A 16,531-nucleotide genomic window follows, 5' to 3' on the forward strand; every position below is an offset into this window, starting at 1 on the left:
CCGATGTCGACGAACGCGGCCTCCATGCCGGGCAGCACGTTCTGCACGCGCCCGATGTAGATGTTGCCGACCATCGACGACGACGTCTCCGTGGTGACGAAGTGCTCGACGAGCACACCGTCTTCGAGCACGGCGACCTGCGTGTAGTCCTCGACGGGAGTGACGTGATCGTGCTCGTCGGACTGCGAGAGCCGAACATTGGCACTGCGCTCACGCACCACCATCACGCGGTCGACGGCCTCGCGGCGCGCGAGGAACTCCGACTCGCTCAGGATCGGTGGTCGACGACGCCCGGCGTCTCGACCGTCGCGACGTCGCTGGCGCTTGGCCTCGAGCCGCGTCGACCCCGAAATCCCCTGCACCTCGTCGCGGGCGCGCTTGCTGCGCGGCTCCCGCTCGTGGACGACAGTGTTCGGCGGATCGTCGGGCGACGACGCGTCGTCGGATTCGGCTCCACCCTTACGGCGACGACGGCGCCTGCGGCGCTTGCTCGACGTTCCGTCTCCGGAATCGGCATCGTCGGAGTCGTCGGCGTTATTGTCTGCGTCCTGACCATTGGACTTGTCGGCAGAATCGTCCGAGGAGTTGGAATCGTCGGACGAGCCCGGACCCTGTCCGCGCCCATCAGCCTGATTCTCGCCTTCAGCGTTTTTACCCTCTGCTGGCTTGCCCTTGCCGGACTTCTTCCGCTTCTTGCCAGCGGGTCGATCGCTGCCCGACTGATCGGAATTGGATTGATCGGCGTTGGACTGATCGGAGTCGGACTGGTCCGAATCGGACTGACCGGAAACCGACTGGTCGGAATCGTCAGACGCCGCGGAGTCGGTGTCGTCGTTCTGATCACGCTCGTTCTGGTCACCGCGACCACGACCGCGACCACGACGACCGCGGCGACGTCGACGATTGCGGCCGCCTTCATCGCCGGAGCTGTCGTTGTCGGCGCCTTCGTTGTCGGCGCCTTCGTTATCGGTCGGGTCTGCGGAGTCCTCGGCACTCTCGTCGGCCGCGTTCGGCGTCGAACGACCAGACGTCGAAGGCTCGGACGTGGGTCGACCGCTGTTGGCGCGACGCTGCGAGTCATCCGACGAAGAGTCGGCCGTGGCGTCCTCGCCGCTCTTGCGGTGACGACCGCTGGGCGCGTCAGACGCGGCGGCCGGCTGCGGGGGAAGGAAGAGCGGGCTGGCCGCGATCTCTTCGGCAGGTGACGCGACGTGCGGCTTCTCGGTCTCGATCGCGGAGAAGAGCGAATGCGTGTGCGACGCATGCGACTCTGCGCTCTGCTCGACGTCGGCGACCTCTGCGGGGGCGGACGGCTGCGACGCCGCCACTCCTGGCAACTCGGCTCCTGGCACCTCAGCTTCGGGTGCGTCGGATGCTGGTGCATCGGGTGCTGGTGCAGCGTCGACGGCCTCGGTCACGCCCGCAGGTTCACCCTGGTCAGACACTTCGGCAGGCTCTGTCGGTTGAGTTGCCTTGGCCTGCTCCTCGGTGGCGGGCGCCGCCTCGTCGACGGGTACGGCGGTGTCGTCGACCTCGACGTCGTTGCGTACACGGTCGGCGACGGCCTGAGCCATGCTGCGCTCGACGCTCGATTGAGCACTTCGGCTGGGCCAGCCCAGTTCCGCGAGGTGCGCGAGCACCTGCCTACTCGTGAGGCCGAGCGTGCGCGCCAGCGCGTGCACCCGAAGCTTGCTGGGAAAATCCTCCGCCGAGCCTGACGCAGCGTTCGCGTCGATCGGCGACCCGTTGTCGGTCACTGATGTCTCCTTGAACCCCCGGGCGCGACAATGTCGGCGGCCACGCGGGGGTCTCTCGTGTGTCCCGGTCCTGTGCGGACCGGTGTTATATGGTCTCCGCGCTCCTGGTGTTCCGTTGTCCGGAGTCCGCAGGTTGCGCTCTTGCTGGGTGATGAGGTCCGTCATGCCTTCCACGCCACGCGTGGCGGTCTGAACCGCCCCGTCGGGTCTGTTCCCGACGTCGATGGGGAAAGCGATCTGCCGAACGTGTGCTGTGCGGATCGCTGCCACTGGCAACAATCTCCACTGCGGTGTCCGACGCCGAACGCCATCGTCGTCATCACGAGCAGAGTGTGTTCGCGATAACCAAGCAAGTATCCCACACGGTGCGACGTATCCCGCAAACTATGCGATAAAGCGCGCGTCAGCGGCTTGACAACCGCCGACGCGCGCTGGAATACGCGGGGTCTTTCTCAGTCGGTCAGCGCGGGAAACCAGAGCGCGATCTCACGCTCGGCCGATTCCGGCGAGTCCGATCCGTGGACCAGGTTGTACTGAGTGCTCAGCGCGTAGTCGCCGCGAATCGTACCTGGCACGGCCTTCTCCACGGGGTCGGTTCCGCCCGCGATCTGGCGGAATGCGGCGACAGCTCGCGGCCCCTCCAGCACGGCGGCGACCAGCGGACCCGACGTGATGAACTCGACCAACGACGGGTAGAAGGGCTTGCCCTCATGCTCCGCGTAGTGCTTGGCCGCGAGGTCGTCGCTGACGTTTTTGAGCTCGAGTGCCGCGAAGGTCAGGCCTTTGCGCTCGATGCGGGCGAGGATGTCGCCGACGAGCGAACGCGAAACGCCGTCGGGCTTGATGAGTACCAGAGTCCGTTCAGTCACGAGCACACTGTAGCGACCCGACGCCCACACTCCACTCCGACCTCGTAATTCGAATCCCACCATATTCAATTCCGATGGGGCACTACTTGTCGGTCAGGGGCAGTATTTGGGCTCGATCGGGAAGAAGCCGTAGTCAAAGAGATTGCCCGCGCTGGTGTGCGAGTTGATGATCACCTGGACGCATCCGCCCGGCGAGGCGAGTGCGGCGGTCACCGCCCTGTCGAACTGGCCTGCGAAGGCAAGGTTCGCTGGCCGATAGGAATCCGGCACCGGCAGTGCTGCGACGGCCTGCGGCAGGTTCATCGAGTCCATGCGCTTGGTGAGGTCATGCGTCGCGATGTAGCCGAACGCCTCACCGGGAACAGGCATCGGCGGTCCCGGCGTCGGGAGCGCAAGGTCGGAGGGCGCCACCGACTGCGGTGTCGCCGATTGGGGAGCGACGGACTGGGGCGTCGTCTTTTCGGGAGCGGCCACTGCCTCCGGCGCGCTGATCACACCCAGGGGTACCAGCGCCATCGAGGCGGCTGTCGCCGCGGCGAGACGAAGGTTTTGCGAGGTCTTCGCTGCGATGTGGCTGATATGGGTGGTCGGTGCACTAAAGGTCACGCGACTCCTCTCGGTGTGATGACGTGTCCGACGTCGTGCGGGACGCCTCGTTGCCATCGGCTAGGAAGCGTCGTTGGTTTTCGCCACGGTTGGTGGCTTCAAGGAACGTCGACTACTCCCCGGCGCCTCGTCATTGTCCCCGGCGCTTGCGCCTCGTCATTGTCCCCGGCGCTTGCGCCTCGTCATTGTCACAGAGCACACGCAGAATGCAAAGATGCATACATCACATTTCTGGCTGTATCGGTACCAGAACCGGGTCGACGCTGCTCAGGCGAAGTGCACGATGCTGATCGCGCCCGCCACGAGGCAGTAGACCACGAACGGATACAGCGTCCGCGTGTGGAAATACTTCGCCAGAAATGCGACGGCCGCGAAGGCGGCGACGAACGCACATACCGATCCGACGAGTACCTGTCCCCCGATGCCCTGACCGTCCGGTCCGAAGAGTTCGGGGATCTTGAGCACCCCGGCGGCAAGGATGACGGGCGTGGCGAGCAGGAATGCGAAGTGCGCCGCGTCCTCATGATCGAGGCCCCGCAGTAGGCCAGCCGAAATCGTCGATCCTGAGCGCGAGATCCCCGGGAAAAGCGCGAGTATCTGAGCCGACCCGATTGCCGTGCCTTCCTTCATCGACAGTGAGGTGACCGATCGGGCCGGCGCCTGCCGGGCCACGGCGTGCCGCCCGACGCGATCGCGACGCCTGCGCAAAAGCTCGGTGGTGAGAAGCACGAGACCGTTGAGGAACAGCAGGATCGCCGCCGCCAGCGGGGTCGCGAACAGCACGCGTAGCGGCTTCTCTGCGATCAATCCCACGACACCGACCGGAATCGTGCCCGCGATGAGCAACCACGCGAGGCGTGCGTCACTGTCGTCGTCGACGCTTCGGTGACGGATCGATCGAATGAATCCGGCGACGATGCGCACCCAGTCCCGCCAGTAGAACAGGATCAGGGCGAGCGCAGTTGCGACGTGCAGCGCGACGACGAAGGCGAGAAACGGGGTGTGTCCCGAACTCTTCGACTCCGTGACCAGTTTCGCCCAGTCGCCGCCGAGCCAGGCGGGGACGAGGATCGAATGTCCGAGACTCGACACCGGAAACAGTTCGGTGACGCCCTGCAGGAGCCCGAGAATCGCCGCTTGCGGATAGGTCAGGTCAGTCACGGCAGCGCCCCCTCAACGTCGACAAGTTCTTGTCTCCCGGGACGCCACAGTAGCGAAATCCGTTGTGCCGCGCGCTAATCGGACAATTGCGGCGGGTTCATCAGGTCTCGATCGGCTCCTGGCCGTAGAGCAAACCGCGGTCGATTCGACGCTGCACGTCGCCCTTGATGTAGCGGATGTAGAGCCAGACGCAACCGAAGATCACACCGATCACCGCGATCGACCAGTGAAAGACGCCGCCGATGATCACGAGTACCTGCAGCGCCAGGTCGATGTTGAGCGCTTGTGGTCGCTTCTGCATTCCGACTGCGAGCACCATCAACAGCGTCACGACGCCCAGATACGTCCCCGACACCCAGGTCAGGCCGTTGCCGACCCGCGCAACGATCGGGAACGTCAAGATCATGACGATGACCTCGAGCACCATGGTGCCCGCCATCACGCCACGCAGACCTTTCCACGGATCGTTCGTCGGTGCGGTGAACTTGGGCGTGGCCGCGGATTCCGGTGTGTTGCTGCCCGATTCACTCATGCGGGCTCCTTCCCGAACAGCGTTCGTCCGGCGCCTGCCGTCACCACCGACCCGGTGATGACCACCCCGGCACCCGATACCGGTTCGCCGTCGGATTCCTCGGCGAGTCCGATCGCTGCTTCGACGGCGTCGGGCAGGAAGGGTTCGACGTGAACCCGCTCCTCGCCGAAGACCTCACGCGCGGTCTCCGCGAGGGCCTCGGCGTCGACGGCTCTCGGCGAGCCGTTGTTGGTGATGACCACCGCGTCGAGTACCGGTTCGAGTTCGGTGAGGAACCCCGCGGCATCCTTGTCGCCGAGCATGCCGATGACGCCGACGAGTCGTCGGAAGTCGAACTCCTCGGTGAGTGCGTGCGCGAGTGCGTGTGCTCCGTGTGGATTGTGCGCGGCGTCGACGAAGACGGTCGGGGCGCTGCGGACACGTTCGAGCCGGCCGGGACTGCTGACTGCCGCGAAACCCGCGCGCACGGCGTCGATGTCGAGTTGGCGGCCCGGTCCCGCACCGAAAAATGCTTCGACGGCGGCGAGCGCGATCGACGCATTCGCCGCCTGATGCTCGCCGTGCAGCGGAAGGAAGACCTCGTCGTAGACACCGCCGAGGCCCTGCAGACGCAGTAGTTGCCCACCGACGGCCGTGACGGATTCGAGGACAGCGAACTCGGAGTTCTGCCGTGCGACGACGGTGTCTTGCGCCACAGCCTCGCGCAACAGCACGTCCATCACCTCCGGCTGCTGCGGCGCGATCACTGTCACCGGATCGGTCACCACCAGGTCATCTTTGGCGGGTTTGATGATCCCGGCCTTCTCCCCTGCGATCGCCGCAAGCGAATCGCCGAGGTAGTCGGCGTGATCCATCGCGATCGGGGTGATGACGGCGACCGTCGCGTCGACGACGTTGGTCGCGTCCCAGCGCCCGCCCATCCCCGTCTCGACCACGGCGACGTCGACCGGCGCCTCGGCGAAGTACGCGAACGCGATGGCGGTGAGCACCTCGAACTTGCTCATGCGCGGACCGTCGGCGGCTGTCGACGAATCGTCGACCATCGTGATGTACGGCTCGATATCGCGGTAGGTGTCGATGAAGTCGCGCGCCGAGATCGGGCGGCCGTCGACGGCGATCCGCTCGGTGACCCGCTGCAGGTGCGGACTGGTGTACCGACCGGAGCGTCGATGCAGCGCGACCATCAGCGCGTCGACCATCCGAGTGACCGACGTCTTGCCGTTCGTGCCCGCGATGTGGATCGCGGGGTAGGCGTGCTGGGGTGACCCCAGCAGATCCATCAACGCCGCGATACGGGTGAGCGACGGCTCGATCCGCGTTTCCGGCCACCGCGTGTCGAGTTCGTTCTCCAACTCGGCGAGCTCGGCGAGATCCGACGGACTGTCGACGACGATGATCGGGGTGTCGTCGAGGTCGTCGCCGAGGAGCGAACCGAGATTCATCGGGTCGGGCTCGACGTCGCCGTCCTCGTAGCCGGCGAAGTCTGCCGAGGTGAAGACCGGTTCTCCGTCATCTTCCAGGTAGTCCCCGTCTGAGAAGTCCCTGTCTGGGGAGTCCCTGTCCGGGGAGTCCGTGTCTGGGGAGTCCGTGTCTTGGGAGTAGTCGTCGTCTCCCCGGCCTGACCGGCCGTCGCGCGAACTCATGACCCGCCCAGCGATGCCAGTTTCGCCCCGAGCCGCTCGACTTCTTCGGTCGCGACCTGCTGCCGTTCCCGGATCTTGGCGACGACGTTGTCGGGAGCCTTCGCGAGGAACTGCTCGTTTCCGAGCTTGGCCGTCGTCTGTGCGAGTTCTTTTTCCGCGGCGGCGAGGTCTTTGGCCGCACGTTTACGTTCGGCCTCGATATCGACCGTGCCGGAGGTGTCGATCCGGACGGTGACGGTCGCCGACGACAGCCGGACGTCGACCGTGGCGGTCGCGGAGAAGTCGTCGCCTGCACCGTCGAGACGCGCGAGTGAGTCGAGATAGGGCCGCACGTCGGACAGTCCCGCGGCATCGAGACCGTCGATCTCGGCCGCGACCCGTTGCCCCGGCCGGAGTCCCTGGTCGCTGCGGAAGCGTCGAACCTCGGTGATCAGTCGCTGGAGGTCGCCGACTTCGGTTGCCGCAGCGGCGTCGGCCGGACGCCCTGACCGAGTCGGCCACGATGCGATCACCACGGACTCTCCACCGGTCAACGTCTTCCACAACACCTCGGTGACAAACGGCATGACCGGCGACAACGCGCGCAGGAGCGGGTCGAGGACGGCGCCGAGCACCAGCGCCGTCGACCGCGAGCGCTGCGAATCATTTTGCGCGAACTGCACTTTCGCGAGCTCGAGGTACCAGTCACAGACCTCGTCCCACGCGAAGTGATAGAGCGCCTCGCACGCCTTGGAGAACTCGTACGATTCGAATCCGGCGTCGACCTCAGCGAGAACCTCGTCGAGGCGCCCGAGAATCCAGCGGTCGGCGACGGTCAGGTCAGCGGCATCGGGCAGTTCGCCCTCCGCGGGCGCCTGCGCACCGTTCATCAGGGCGAACTTGGTGGCGTTGTACAGCTTGGTCGCGAAGTTGCGCGACGACTGTGCGTGGTCCTCGCCGACGGAGATGTCCGACCCGGGGTTCGCGCCACGGGCAAGTGTGAAACGCAGTGCGTCGGCGCCGAACCGGTCGACCCAGTCGAGGGGATCGATGCCGTTGCCGCGCGACTTCGACATCTTTCGGCCGTGCTCGTCGCGCACGAGTCCGTGCAGGAACAGGTTGTGGAACGGCACCTTCTTGTCGGCGTCGAGATCCTTGCCGATATAGGTGCCGAACATCATCATCCGGGCGACCCAGAAGAACAGGATGTCGTAACCGGTGACGAGTACCGAGTTGGGATAGAACTTCTCGAAGTCAGGGGTGTCTTCCGGCCAGCCGAGCGTCGAGAACGGCCACAGTCCCGACGAGAACCATGTGTCGAGCACGTCGGTCTCCTGCACATAGCCCTCGGGCGCCTGCTCGTCCGGTCCGACGCAGACGACCTCACCGTCGGGGCCGTACCAGATCGGGATGCGGTGACCCCACCAGAGCTGGCGCGAGATGCACCAGTCGTGCATGTCGTCGACCCAGGCGAACCAGCGCGGCTCCATCGACTTCGGATGGATGACCGTCGATCCGTCACGCACGGCATCGCCCGCGGCTTTCGCCAGCGACTCGACCGCGACCCACCACTGCATCGACAGCCGTGGCTCGATCGGCTCGCCGGTCCGTTCTGAATGTCCGACGCTGTGCAGGTACGGCCGGACCTCCTTCACGATGCGGCCCTGCGCGGCGAGCGCCTCACGGATCTTGACCCGCGCCTCGAAGCGGTCCATACCGTCGAATTGCGTTCCAGTGTCGGCGATGCGGGCTTCTTCGTCCATGATCGTCGGCATGGGCAGATCATGTCGGGCACCGACCGCGAAGTCGTTCGGGTCGTGCGCGGGGGTGATCTTGACTGCGCCGGTACCGAATTCGGGGTCGACATAGTCGTCGGCGATGACCGGGATCTTGCGATCGAGGAACGGATGCTCGAGTTCGGTTCCGACGAGGGCGGCATACCGTTCGTCGTCGGGATGCACAGCGATCGCCGTGTCGCCGAGCATCGTCTCCATTCGAGTCGTCGCAACGACGATGTGAGGCTCGGAGTCGTCGAGCGACCCGTAGCGGAAGCTGACGAGCTCGCCCTCGACGTCGGCGTAGCTGACCTCGATGTCGCTGACCGCGGTCTTGAGCACCGGCGACCAGTTGACGAGACGCTCAGCCTGGTAGATCAGCCCGTCGTCGTACATCTTCTTGAAGACGGTCTGGACTGCTCGGGACAGGCCCCCGTCCATGGTGAAGCGTTCACGGGTCCAGTCGACGCCGTCGCCGAGTCGGCGCATCTGCTCCCCGATGTTGCCGCTGATCTCGGCCTTCTCCTGCCAGACCCGCTCGATGAAGGCATCGCGACCGAGATCGTCGCGGGTGAGTCCCTCGGCAGCTAGTTTGCGCTCGACCATGGTCTGCATCGCAATGGCGGCGTGGTCCATGCCGGGCAGCCACAGCGTCTCGAAACCCTGCATGCGTGCGCGGCGGGTCAACGCGTCCATCAGGACGTGCTCGTACGCGTGCCCCATGTGCAGCGACCCGTTGACATTGGGCGGTGGGATGACGATGGAGTACGCGGGTTTGTCGCTGGAAGCATCCGGAGTGAAGTACCCGGCATCAACCCAGCCCTGGTAGAGCTTCGACTCGTGGTCGGCGGGGTCCCAGGATTTCGGCAGTGCAGGCGTCGAGTCGGTCACCCTTCAATCTTAGGGAACGCCGTCGTCGCTCTTCACACCGTCTCCGACTGTCTCCTCATGCAGCCTTTCAGTCGCGCCTCAGCCGATCGCTTCGGCACGCGCGGCGTCGGCCGAAACCCGCACTCGGTGGACATCTTCCGGAGAGTTCACATTGGTCAGCCACAGGGGGTCCGAGACGGTGACCCGATAGGTCGCCAGGGCGTCGAGGGCCGCTGTCATTCGACGCTCCCCCGTCGCGACGAGTTGGCCGATGGCGTCGGCAGCGTCGGTGCGGTAGATGGCCGCCATGGGATGGTCGCGTTCGGCGTCGTGGGCGACGACAGCACCCGCGGAGTCGGTCACCGCCTGACTCAGTTCATCGATCAGGCCCGGCTCGATGAGCGGCATGTCGGTCGCCGACACGAACGCGTGCGAACGGCCGGCTTCGCGAGCAGCAGCCAGTCCGACGGCGAGGCCCGCCAACGGACCGGCGCCGGGCTGCTCGTCGGTCACCCACACCGCTTCCGGGCCGCCGGTACCGTGCAGCAACCGATAGGCCGCCGAGTCCTCCGGGGCCACGACGAATACCGGTTCGCACCGTTGCGAGATCACGCGCACGACACCCGCGAGCATGGGTTCGCCGTTCCAATCGAGTGCCGCCTTGTCACTGCCCATGCGGCGTGAACGGCCACCCGCCAATACGATTCCGGCGATCTGATGTTCGGTGAGTGTCATCTGACCAGTCTGTACCACCCCCGGTGTCACCGTCTGGAAGACGACAAAACGCGAGGCTGCAAGACGACGACACGCGGGCCCCGTCTGTGTCCAGATGGGGCCCGCGTGTCAGAAAGTTGCTGCGGTGTCAGGCGCTCTTGTCGCGACGCTCGGCAGACGTGTCGGACCGCGGCACGATCGTCGGCAGCACGTTGTCATTGACCGTCTCCGCGGTCACCACAACCTTCTCGACGTCGTCGCGGCTCGGGATGTCGTACATGACCGGAAGCAACACTTCCTCCATGATGGCGCGGAGCCCACGTGCACCCGTGCCGCGATGGATAGCCTGGTCGGCGACTGCCTCCAACGCATCCTGCGTGAACTCCAGCTCGACGTCGTCCATGTCGAAGAGCTTTGTGTACTGCTTCACCAGCGCGTTCTTCGGTTCCGACAGGATCGAGACAAGTGATTCCTTGTCGAGATTCGTCACCGACGCGATCATCGGCAGACGTCCGATGAACTCGGGGATCAGACCGAACTTGATGAGATCCTCTGGCATGACATCGGCGAAATGATCGCTCGTGTCGACCTCGGCCCGACTCGCCACTTCATTGCCGAAACCGATGCCGCGCTTCCCGATTCGCTCGGAGATGATCTTCTCGAGTCCCGCGAATGCTCCCGCGACGATGAACAACACGTTGGTCGTGTCGATCTGGATGAACTCTTGGTGAGGATGCTTGCGGCCACCCTGCGGCGGCACAGAGGCCTGCGTGCCCTCGAGGATCTTGAGGAGCGCCTGCTGCACACCTTCGCCGGAGACGTCGCGAGTGATCGACGGGTTCTCGCTCTTGCGGGCGATCTTGTCGACCTCGTCGATGTAGATGATGCCGGTCTCGGCGCGCTTGACGTCGTAGTCGGCGGCCTGGATCAGCTTGAGGAGAATGTTCTCGACGTCCTCACCGACATAACCGGCCTCGGTGAGCGCGGTGGCGTCGGCGATGGCGAACGGCACGTTGAGCATCTTGGCGAGCGTCTGCGCGAGGTAGGTCTTGCCGCAGCCGGTTGGGCCGAGCATCAAGATATTCGACTTGGCGAGTTCGACGACCTCGCCGGTGCGCGAGTCCTTCTTCTCCCCTGCCTGAATTCGCTTGTAGTGGTTGTACACAGCAACCGCGAGCGTGCGCTTGGCCGTGTCCTGACCGATGACGTAATTCTCGAGGAAGTCGCGGATCTCTGCCGGCTTGGGCAGTTCGTCGAGCTTCACGTCGCCGTTCTCGGCGAGTTCTTCCTCGATGATCTCGTTGCACAGGTCGATGCACTCGTCGCAGATGTACACGCCGGGTCCAGCAATGAGCTTCTTGACCTGCTTCTGGCTCTTTCCACAGAACGAGCACTTCAGCAGATCGCCACCGTCTCCGATTCGTGCCATCTCGCGCCGTACCTACTTCCCTTGCTTGCCGTGCTGCCGTGTCGTCGTATGAATCGTGTCGGTCTGATCGTCGTCTGGATCGTCGTCGTCTGGATCGTCGTCGTCTGGATCGTGTCGCGTTGAACTCGTACCGTCGTCGCAGACCTCGTACCGGGGCAGTCGGATGCGGACCATCGCCTGGCAGGATCGTCCGATATCACGACGGTACCCGCGTGTCGACATAACTTCGACCGATAAGAGCAAATGTCGCGATCGAAATCCGACCGACCCCCGACAACCTCCCGCCCCCGCGGTGCGGCACTCAAGCATGCACCCTGTGCCGCACCGTCGTCGGGGAACCCCGAGGGGTGTGTCGCTACTTCTTCATCGACTTCTTGCGGTACTCGAACACCTCGTCCACGATCCCGTATTCCTTCGCCTGGTCGGCGGTGAGGATGTTGTCACGGTCGGTGTCCTTGCGGATCTTCTCCTTGGACTGGCCGGTGTGACCCGCGAGGATCTCGTCGAGCCGGTTGCGGATGCGCTCGATCTCGGCGGCCTGGATCTCGAGATCCGACACCTGACCCTGGAACGCTCCACCCGTACGCGGCTGGTGGATCAGAATGGTCGCGTTCGGCAACGCCGCACGCTTTCCGGGGCTACCGCCCGCGAGCAGGATCGCTGCAGCCGACGCCGCCTCTCCGAGGCAGACGGTCACGATGTCGCAGTGGACATACTGCATCGTGTCGTAGATCGCGAGCATGTCGGGCACGCTGCCGCCCGGCGAGTTGATGTACATGGTGATGTCGCGGTCGGGGTCCTGCGATTCGAGAACCAGCAACTGCGCCATGACGTCGTTGGCGACCGTCTGGTCGATCGGCGTTCCGACGAACACGATGCGCTCTTCGAACAGCTTCGCGTATGGGTCGTACTGACGCTGACCGTTGGGGGTGTGCTCGATGAACTGCGGGAGGATGTAACGCATTTCGATGTTCTTCAGCGCGAGGGCCGAAGCGGGAATCCCTGCGGCGACGTCGGCCGGCAGCGAGTCGTACATGTTGGTCATGGTCTGCTCCGTGAAGTGTGAGGTGACGGGTGAACTCGACTGTGGTTGATCGCTGACGATCTACGACGCCTGGCTGGCGCGCGAGATCACGTGGTCGACGAGGCCGTAGTCCCTGGCCGCCTCTGCGGTGAACCACTTGTCGCGATCGGCGTCAGCCTCGATCTGCTCCACCGCCTGACCGGTGTGCTCGGCGTTCAGCTCGTTCATCTGCTTCTTGATCGTCGCGAACTGCTCGGCCTGAATCGCGATATCGGCAGCGGTACCACCGATACCCGCGGACGGCTGGTGCATCATGATGCGTGCGTGCGGCAGTGCGTAGCGCTTGCCCTTGGCGCCTGCGGTGAGGAGGAACTGACCCATCGACGCCGCGAGGCCCATCGCGTAGGTGGCGATGTCGCACTCGGCGAGTTCCATCGTGTCGAAGATCGCCATACCCGCGGTCACCGAGCCGCCGGGCGAGTTGATGTACATGTGGATGTCTCGCGTGGGGTCCTCGGCGGCGAGCAACAGGATCTGCGCGCACAGCCGGTTGGCGATGTCGTCGTCGACCTGGGTGCCCAGGAAGATGATTCGCTCTCGCAGCAGCCGCTCGAACACCGAGTCGCTCAGGTTCAGCCCAGCGACCCCTGAACTCATCGAGGGTGTGTAAATGGTCGGCTTGCTCACGGTTCCCACCTTGTCTGTCGTTTGTGGTCTGTCTTGTCCGCGCCCCGGCTGACCCGGGGCCCGTGTGCTTGTTGATCTCGAGTTGATGATGACCGGGCGCGACCTGTCGATGGCATGCCCTGTCGATCTCGCTCACTCGGGATCGTCCTCACCGACAGTAGTCAATCGAAGGGGCCCGACACCGCCCTTGACGCCCCTATTCGCTGAGAGCAGAACAGCCGGACCCGGGCATGGCCCAGTATCCGGCTGTCACGTCCTGCGTCTAAAAGTCAGGCGTCGGAGTCTTTCTTGTCCGTGCCCGACTCGTCAGTGGTCGAATCGTCCGCATCGGCTTCGGCGTCGTCGGCGCCACCACCGAAGAACTCCGTGGTGTCGACGGTGTTGCCGTCGGAGTCGGTCACGGTGACCTCGTCGACGATGCCTGCGAGCGCCTTGCCGCGGCGAACGTCGGCGTACACCGCGCCAACCTGATTGGCCTGGGTGAGCTGCTGGATGAACTCCTGCGGAGCCATCCCGTAACGCTGCGCCTGGAACAGGATCTGCTGGGTCAGCTCGTCCTGGCTGACCTCGGTCTCCTGCTGCTCGGCGATGGCGTCGAGAAGCAACTGCGTGCGGACCGACTTCTCGGCCGATTCGCGAGCATTGTTCTCGAACTCCTCACGCGTGGTGCCCTGCGCCTCGAGCAACTGCTCGAAGACCGCGTCGTCGTGGCCGATGCTGTGCAGCACCTGCTCGAGCTGTCCGTCGACCTCGGCCTGCACGACGTTCTCCGGCAACGGGATCTCGACGGTGTCGAGGAGCTTGTCGAGTACGGCGTCGCGAACAGCATTGGCCTGATCGAATCGCTTCGACTGCTCGACGCGCTCGACGATCGACTCGCGCAGCTCGTCAACGGTGTCGAACTCGGACGCCATCTGGGCGAACTCGTCGTCGAGTTCGGGCAGCTCGCGCTCCTTGACCGAGTTCACCGTAACGGTGACCTCGGCGTCGGCTCCGGCATGCTCGCCGGCAACGAGCTTCGTGGTGAAGGTCGTCGACTCGCCGGCCTTCAGACCGACGAGAGCCTCGTCGAGTCCGTCGATCAACTGACCCGAGCCGACCTCGTGCGACAGCCCTTCGGTCGACGCGTCCTCGACGTTCTCGCCGTCGACGGTCGCCGACAGGTCGATCGAGACGTGGTCGCCGTTCTCGACGGCGCGCTCGACGCCCTTGAGCGTGCCGAATCGGCCGCGCAGCCCCTCGAGCTGCTCGTTCACCGCGTCCTCGTCGTCGGCGACGGCGTCGACCTCGACCGCAAGCGTCGAATAGTCGGGAAGCTCGATCTCCGGCCGGACGTCGACCTCAGCGGTGAAGCTGATGCTCTCGCCGTACTTGAGCTCGGACAGGTCGATCTCGGGCTGGCCGATCGCCTTGGTCTCGGTCTCGGCAACCGCTTCTGAGTACTTGCCCGGAAGGGCGTCGTTGACGACCTGCGCGAGGATCGAGTCGCGACCGACCCGAGCCTCGATCAACTTCGCCGGCGCCTTGCCCGGACGGAAGCCCGGGATACGGATCTGCTGTGCCAGCGAGCGGTATGCCCGGTCGAAGTCGCCCGAGAGTTCCTCGAACGGTACTTCGACATTGAGCTTCACTCGGGTCGGGCTGAGTTGCTCGACGGTGCTCTTCACGCCTCAATGCTCCTTATGTGTACGTGCGTACGTCCTGATCTGTCGGGATGACAGGATTCGAACCTGCGACCCTCCGCTCCCAAAGCGGATGCGCTACCAAGCTGCGCCACATCCCGGTGGCCTCGGTACACCTCACCGCGGCCCCGATGACCCGTGTTGAGAGCCATCGGTTCCCTGACGAGCAGGGCCAACAGAAGATAGTACGTGGCCCCTGTTGAGTAACCGAATCCGGTCCTCGACGACGTATGTGTGCCGAGCCGCGGACATGTGAATTCGGAGCCACTCGGCCCCTGGGAACCCTTACGTGACACCCGGTCGTCCAGGCGATTTCGATTCCGAACCACTCATTGGGTACAGTCACATGCGCTGCCGCTCGGCGACAGCACGCGGGTGTAGCTCAATGGTAGAGCCCTAGTCTTCCAAACTAGCTACGCGGGTTCGATTCCCGTCACCCGCTCCGATGAGGTCAGAGGGTTTTTCCCTCTGACCTTTTCTTTTCCATCTTCTTTTCCATCAACGTTCGGGTTCGCAACTCCCGTCGAGCATCGACAACCCAGCACCGACACACTCGTCCACACAGCGAATGTGATCCACGCCACATTCGGGTGTAACCTTGCTCTATGTCCTCCAGCTACTCCAAGACTCCGCGCAGGTGCTCTACCTGCGGCGCACCGCTGTTCGTCCGCCGCGACGTGACGACGTCGGAGAGCGGCACTCCACGCGTCGACGCCATGCTCGTCTGCCGCAACGAGGGATGCTCACAACCTGCGCTTCACCTCAAGACCGAACACCCGGATAACCAGAGCCAGCCGGCGTAATGCGCGGAGCCGCAGCCTCTTCGAGACCTTCGGGTTGCCGATTCGGATGAAATGTGACCGGTGTCACATAAGACGATGGCCTATCCGCCGACCTCCCCTTTTACGTTCGCGAAGCACCGATGTGACACCACAATGGGGCGTCGTACGCGTTTGCCTTTGAAGGGAAGACAACGGTTGTGTAACGATGGTCGCGGCGCCTCGGGGGGGGTGCGCCCGTACTGTCCCGAGAGCGAAGGTTTGCGAACTCCCGTGCTGAACACAACGTCGTCCCATCGTCGCCGTAAGAGCGTCGTCCGTGGGCTCATCGCAGCTGTCATCGGCGTCTTCGCCGTTGCACTTGCCGCGCCGGGCATCGCCCAGGCCACGCCAGTCACCGTCGTGCCGGGGCTGCCGCCTGTCGAGGTCCCCGACAACATCCCGGGACTGCCGACTCCGCCCAAGCAGACAACTCCTGCGCCGGCTCCCAAGACCACCACGCCTCCTCCTACCACCACGCAGGAGACCCCCGGCGTTCCCGCGATTCCCAACGTCAAGACCTCGACCGGGTGGATCGCGCTGGCAACCGACGGCGATCACACCATCTACTGGTGGAAGGACGGCAAGTTCGTCAAGAAGATGCCGATCTCCATGGGATCCAACGCGCATCCGACTCCGAACGGCGTCTACCACACCCGTGAGAAGTACCAGCACATCGTGATGGACTCCTCGACCTACGGCGTTCCGGTCGACTCACCCGAGGGCTACCGCACCGACGTCGACTGGGCGACCCGCATGTCGGGCGACGGCATCTTCATCCACGCCGCACCCTGGTCGGTCGCTCAGCAGGGCAACAGCAACGTCAGCCACGGTTGCATCAACATCAGCACCGAGAACGGCAAGTGGGTCTACGACACCATCCCGCAGGGCACCCCGATCGTGGTCCGCGGCACTGTCGGTGGCCAGTACGACGGCAACTGATCTGCCCATCTGACTTACTCAAGACACGAGAGAGGCTCCCGGT

Annotated in this window: 14 protein-coding genes and 2 tRNA genes; 3 read left to right on the forward strand and 13 right to left on the reverse strand. The window is 64.6% G+C overall.

The features are described from left to right. The 13 genes from B3T59_RS14030 to B3T59_RS14090 all read right to left on the reverse strand — a co-directional run. The coding region (locus tag B3T59_RS14030) for a translation initiation factor IF-2 N-terminal domain-containing protein (protein WP_287003884.1) at positions 1 to 1,757 on the reverse strand (1,757 nt) is incomplete at its 3' end. A 452-nt stretch (positions 1,758 to 2,209) separates the two neighbouring features. Continuing rightward, positions 2,210 to 2,626: a nucleoside-diphosphate kinase gene (gene ndk, locus B3T59_RS14035; protein WP_039855220.1), complete on the reverse strand. Its 417-nt coding sequence runs from the start codon at positions 2,624 to 2,626 to the stop codon at positions 2,210 to 2,212. A gap of 93 nt (positions 2,627 to 2,719) precedes the next feature. Next, positions 2,720 to 3,232 (reverse strand): hypothetical protein, encoded by a 513-nt coding sequence (locus B3T59_RS14040; RefSeq protein WP_287003886.1) that lies wholly within the window; start codon positions 3,230 to 3,232, stop codon positions 2,720 to 2,722. Between the two features lie 267 nt (positions 3,233 to 3,499). Continuing rightward, entirely contained in the window at positions 3,500 to 4,393 is an 894-nt protein-coding gene (locus B3T59_RS14045; protein WP_287003888.1) for an undecaprenyl-diphosphate phosphatase, read from the reverse strand. 100 nt (positions 4,394 to 4,493) lie between these two features. Then, positions 4,494 to 4,925 carry a DUF4233 domain-containing protein gene (locus B3T59_RS14050; RefSeq protein WP_287003890.1) on the reverse strand — a complete coding sequence of 144 codons (432 nt, stop codon included), beginning with the start codon at positions 4,923 to 4,925 and terminating at the stop codon, positions 4,494 to 4,496. Continuing rightward, positions 4,922 to 6,367 carry a bifunctional tetrahydrofolate synthase/dihydrofolate synthase gene (gene folC, locus B3T59_RS14055; protein WP_287003905.1) on the reverse strand — a complete coding sequence of 482 codons (1,446 nt, stop codon included), beginning with the start codon at positions 6,365 to 6,367 and terminating at the stop codon, positions 4,922 to 4,924. The genes B3T59_RS14050 and folC overlap by 4 nt, the downstream gene beginning before the upstream one ends. Positions 6,368 to 6,564: 197 nt before the next feature. Beyond that, the gene (locus tag B3T59_RS14060) at positions 6,565 to 9,213 is read right to left on the reverse strand and encodes a valine--tRNA ligase (RefSeq protein ID WP_287003892.1); all 2,649 of its coding nucleotides are present in this window, start codon (positions 9,211 to 9,213) and stop codon (positions 6,565 to 6,567) included. Positions 9,214 to 9,291: 78 nt separating this feature from the next. Next, complete coding sequence (mobA, locus tag B3T59_RS14065; protein WP_039855223.1) at positions 9,292 to 9,927, reverse strand: molybdenum cofactor guanylyltransferase; 636 nt, start codon at positions 9,925 to 9,927, stop codon at positions 9,292 to 9,294. A 127-nt stretch (positions 9,928 to 10,054) separates the two neighbouring features. Beyond that, positions 10,055 to 11,335, reverse strand: a complete 1,281-nt coding sequence (clpX, locus tag B3T59_RS14070) for an ATP-dependent Clp protease ATP-binding subunit ClpX (RefSeq protein WP_064863244.1) — start codon at positions 11,333 to 11,335, stop codon at positions 10,055 to 10,057. 355 nt (positions 11,336 to 11,690) lie between these two features. Then, positions 11,691 to 12,380, reverse strand: a complete 690-nt coding sequence (locus B3T59_RS14075; RefSeq protein ID WP_005207743.1) for an ATP-dependent Clp protease proteolytic subunit — start codon at positions 12,378 to 12,380, stop codon at positions 11,691 to 11,693. A gap of 60 nt (positions 12,381 to 12,440) precedes the next feature. Next, a complete protein-coding gene (locus B3T59_RS14080) occupies positions 12,441 to 13,046 on the reverse strand; it encodes an ATP-dependent Clp protease proteolytic subunit (protein WP_287003896.1) in 606 nt (201 codons plus the stop codon). A 269-nt stretch (positions 13,047 to 13,315) separates the two neighbouring features. Then, entirely contained in the window at positions 13,316 to 14,713 is a 1,398-nt protein-coding gene (tig, locus tag B3T59_RS14085) for a trigger factor (protein ID WP_287003897.1), read from the reverse strand. Positions 14,714 to 14,755: 42 nt separating this feature from the next. Then, positions 14,756 to 14,829, reverse strand: a tRNA-Pro gene (locus B3T59_RS14090). Between the two features lie 270 nt (positions 14,830 to 15,099). Between B3T59_RS14090 and B3T59_RS14095 the strand changes: the two genes are divergently transcribed. The 3 genes from B3T59_RS14095 (at position 15,100) to B3T59_RS14105 (ending at position 16,488) form a co-directional block, all read left to right on the forward strand. Beyond that, positions 15,100 to 15,170, forward strand: a tRNA-Gly gene (locus tag B3T59_RS14095). 163 nt (positions 15,171 to 15,333) lie between these two features. Further along, positions 15,334 to 15,531 carry a hypothetical protein gene (locus B3T59_RS14100; RefSeq protein WP_082965435.1) on the forward strand — a complete coding sequence of 66 codons (198 nt, stop codon included), beginning with the start codon at positions 15,334 to 15,336 and terminating at the stop codon, positions 15,529 to 15,531. 249 nt (positions 15,532 to 15,780) lie between these two features. Beyond that, positions 15,781 to 16,488 carry a L,D-transpeptidase gene (locus B3T59_RS14105; protein ID WP_005207746.1) on the forward strand — a complete coding sequence of 236 codons (708 nt, stop codon included), beginning with the start codon at positions 15,781 to 15,783 and terminating at the stop codon, positions 16,486 to 16,488. The last annotated feature ends 43 nt before the right edge of the window (positions 16,489 to 16,531 follow it).

This window comes from Gordonia sp. UBA7860 (genome assembly GCF_002500165.1).
Classification (GTDB): Bacteria; Actinomycetota; Actinomycetes; order Mycobacteriales; family Mycobacteriaceae; genus Gordonia; species Gordonia sputi.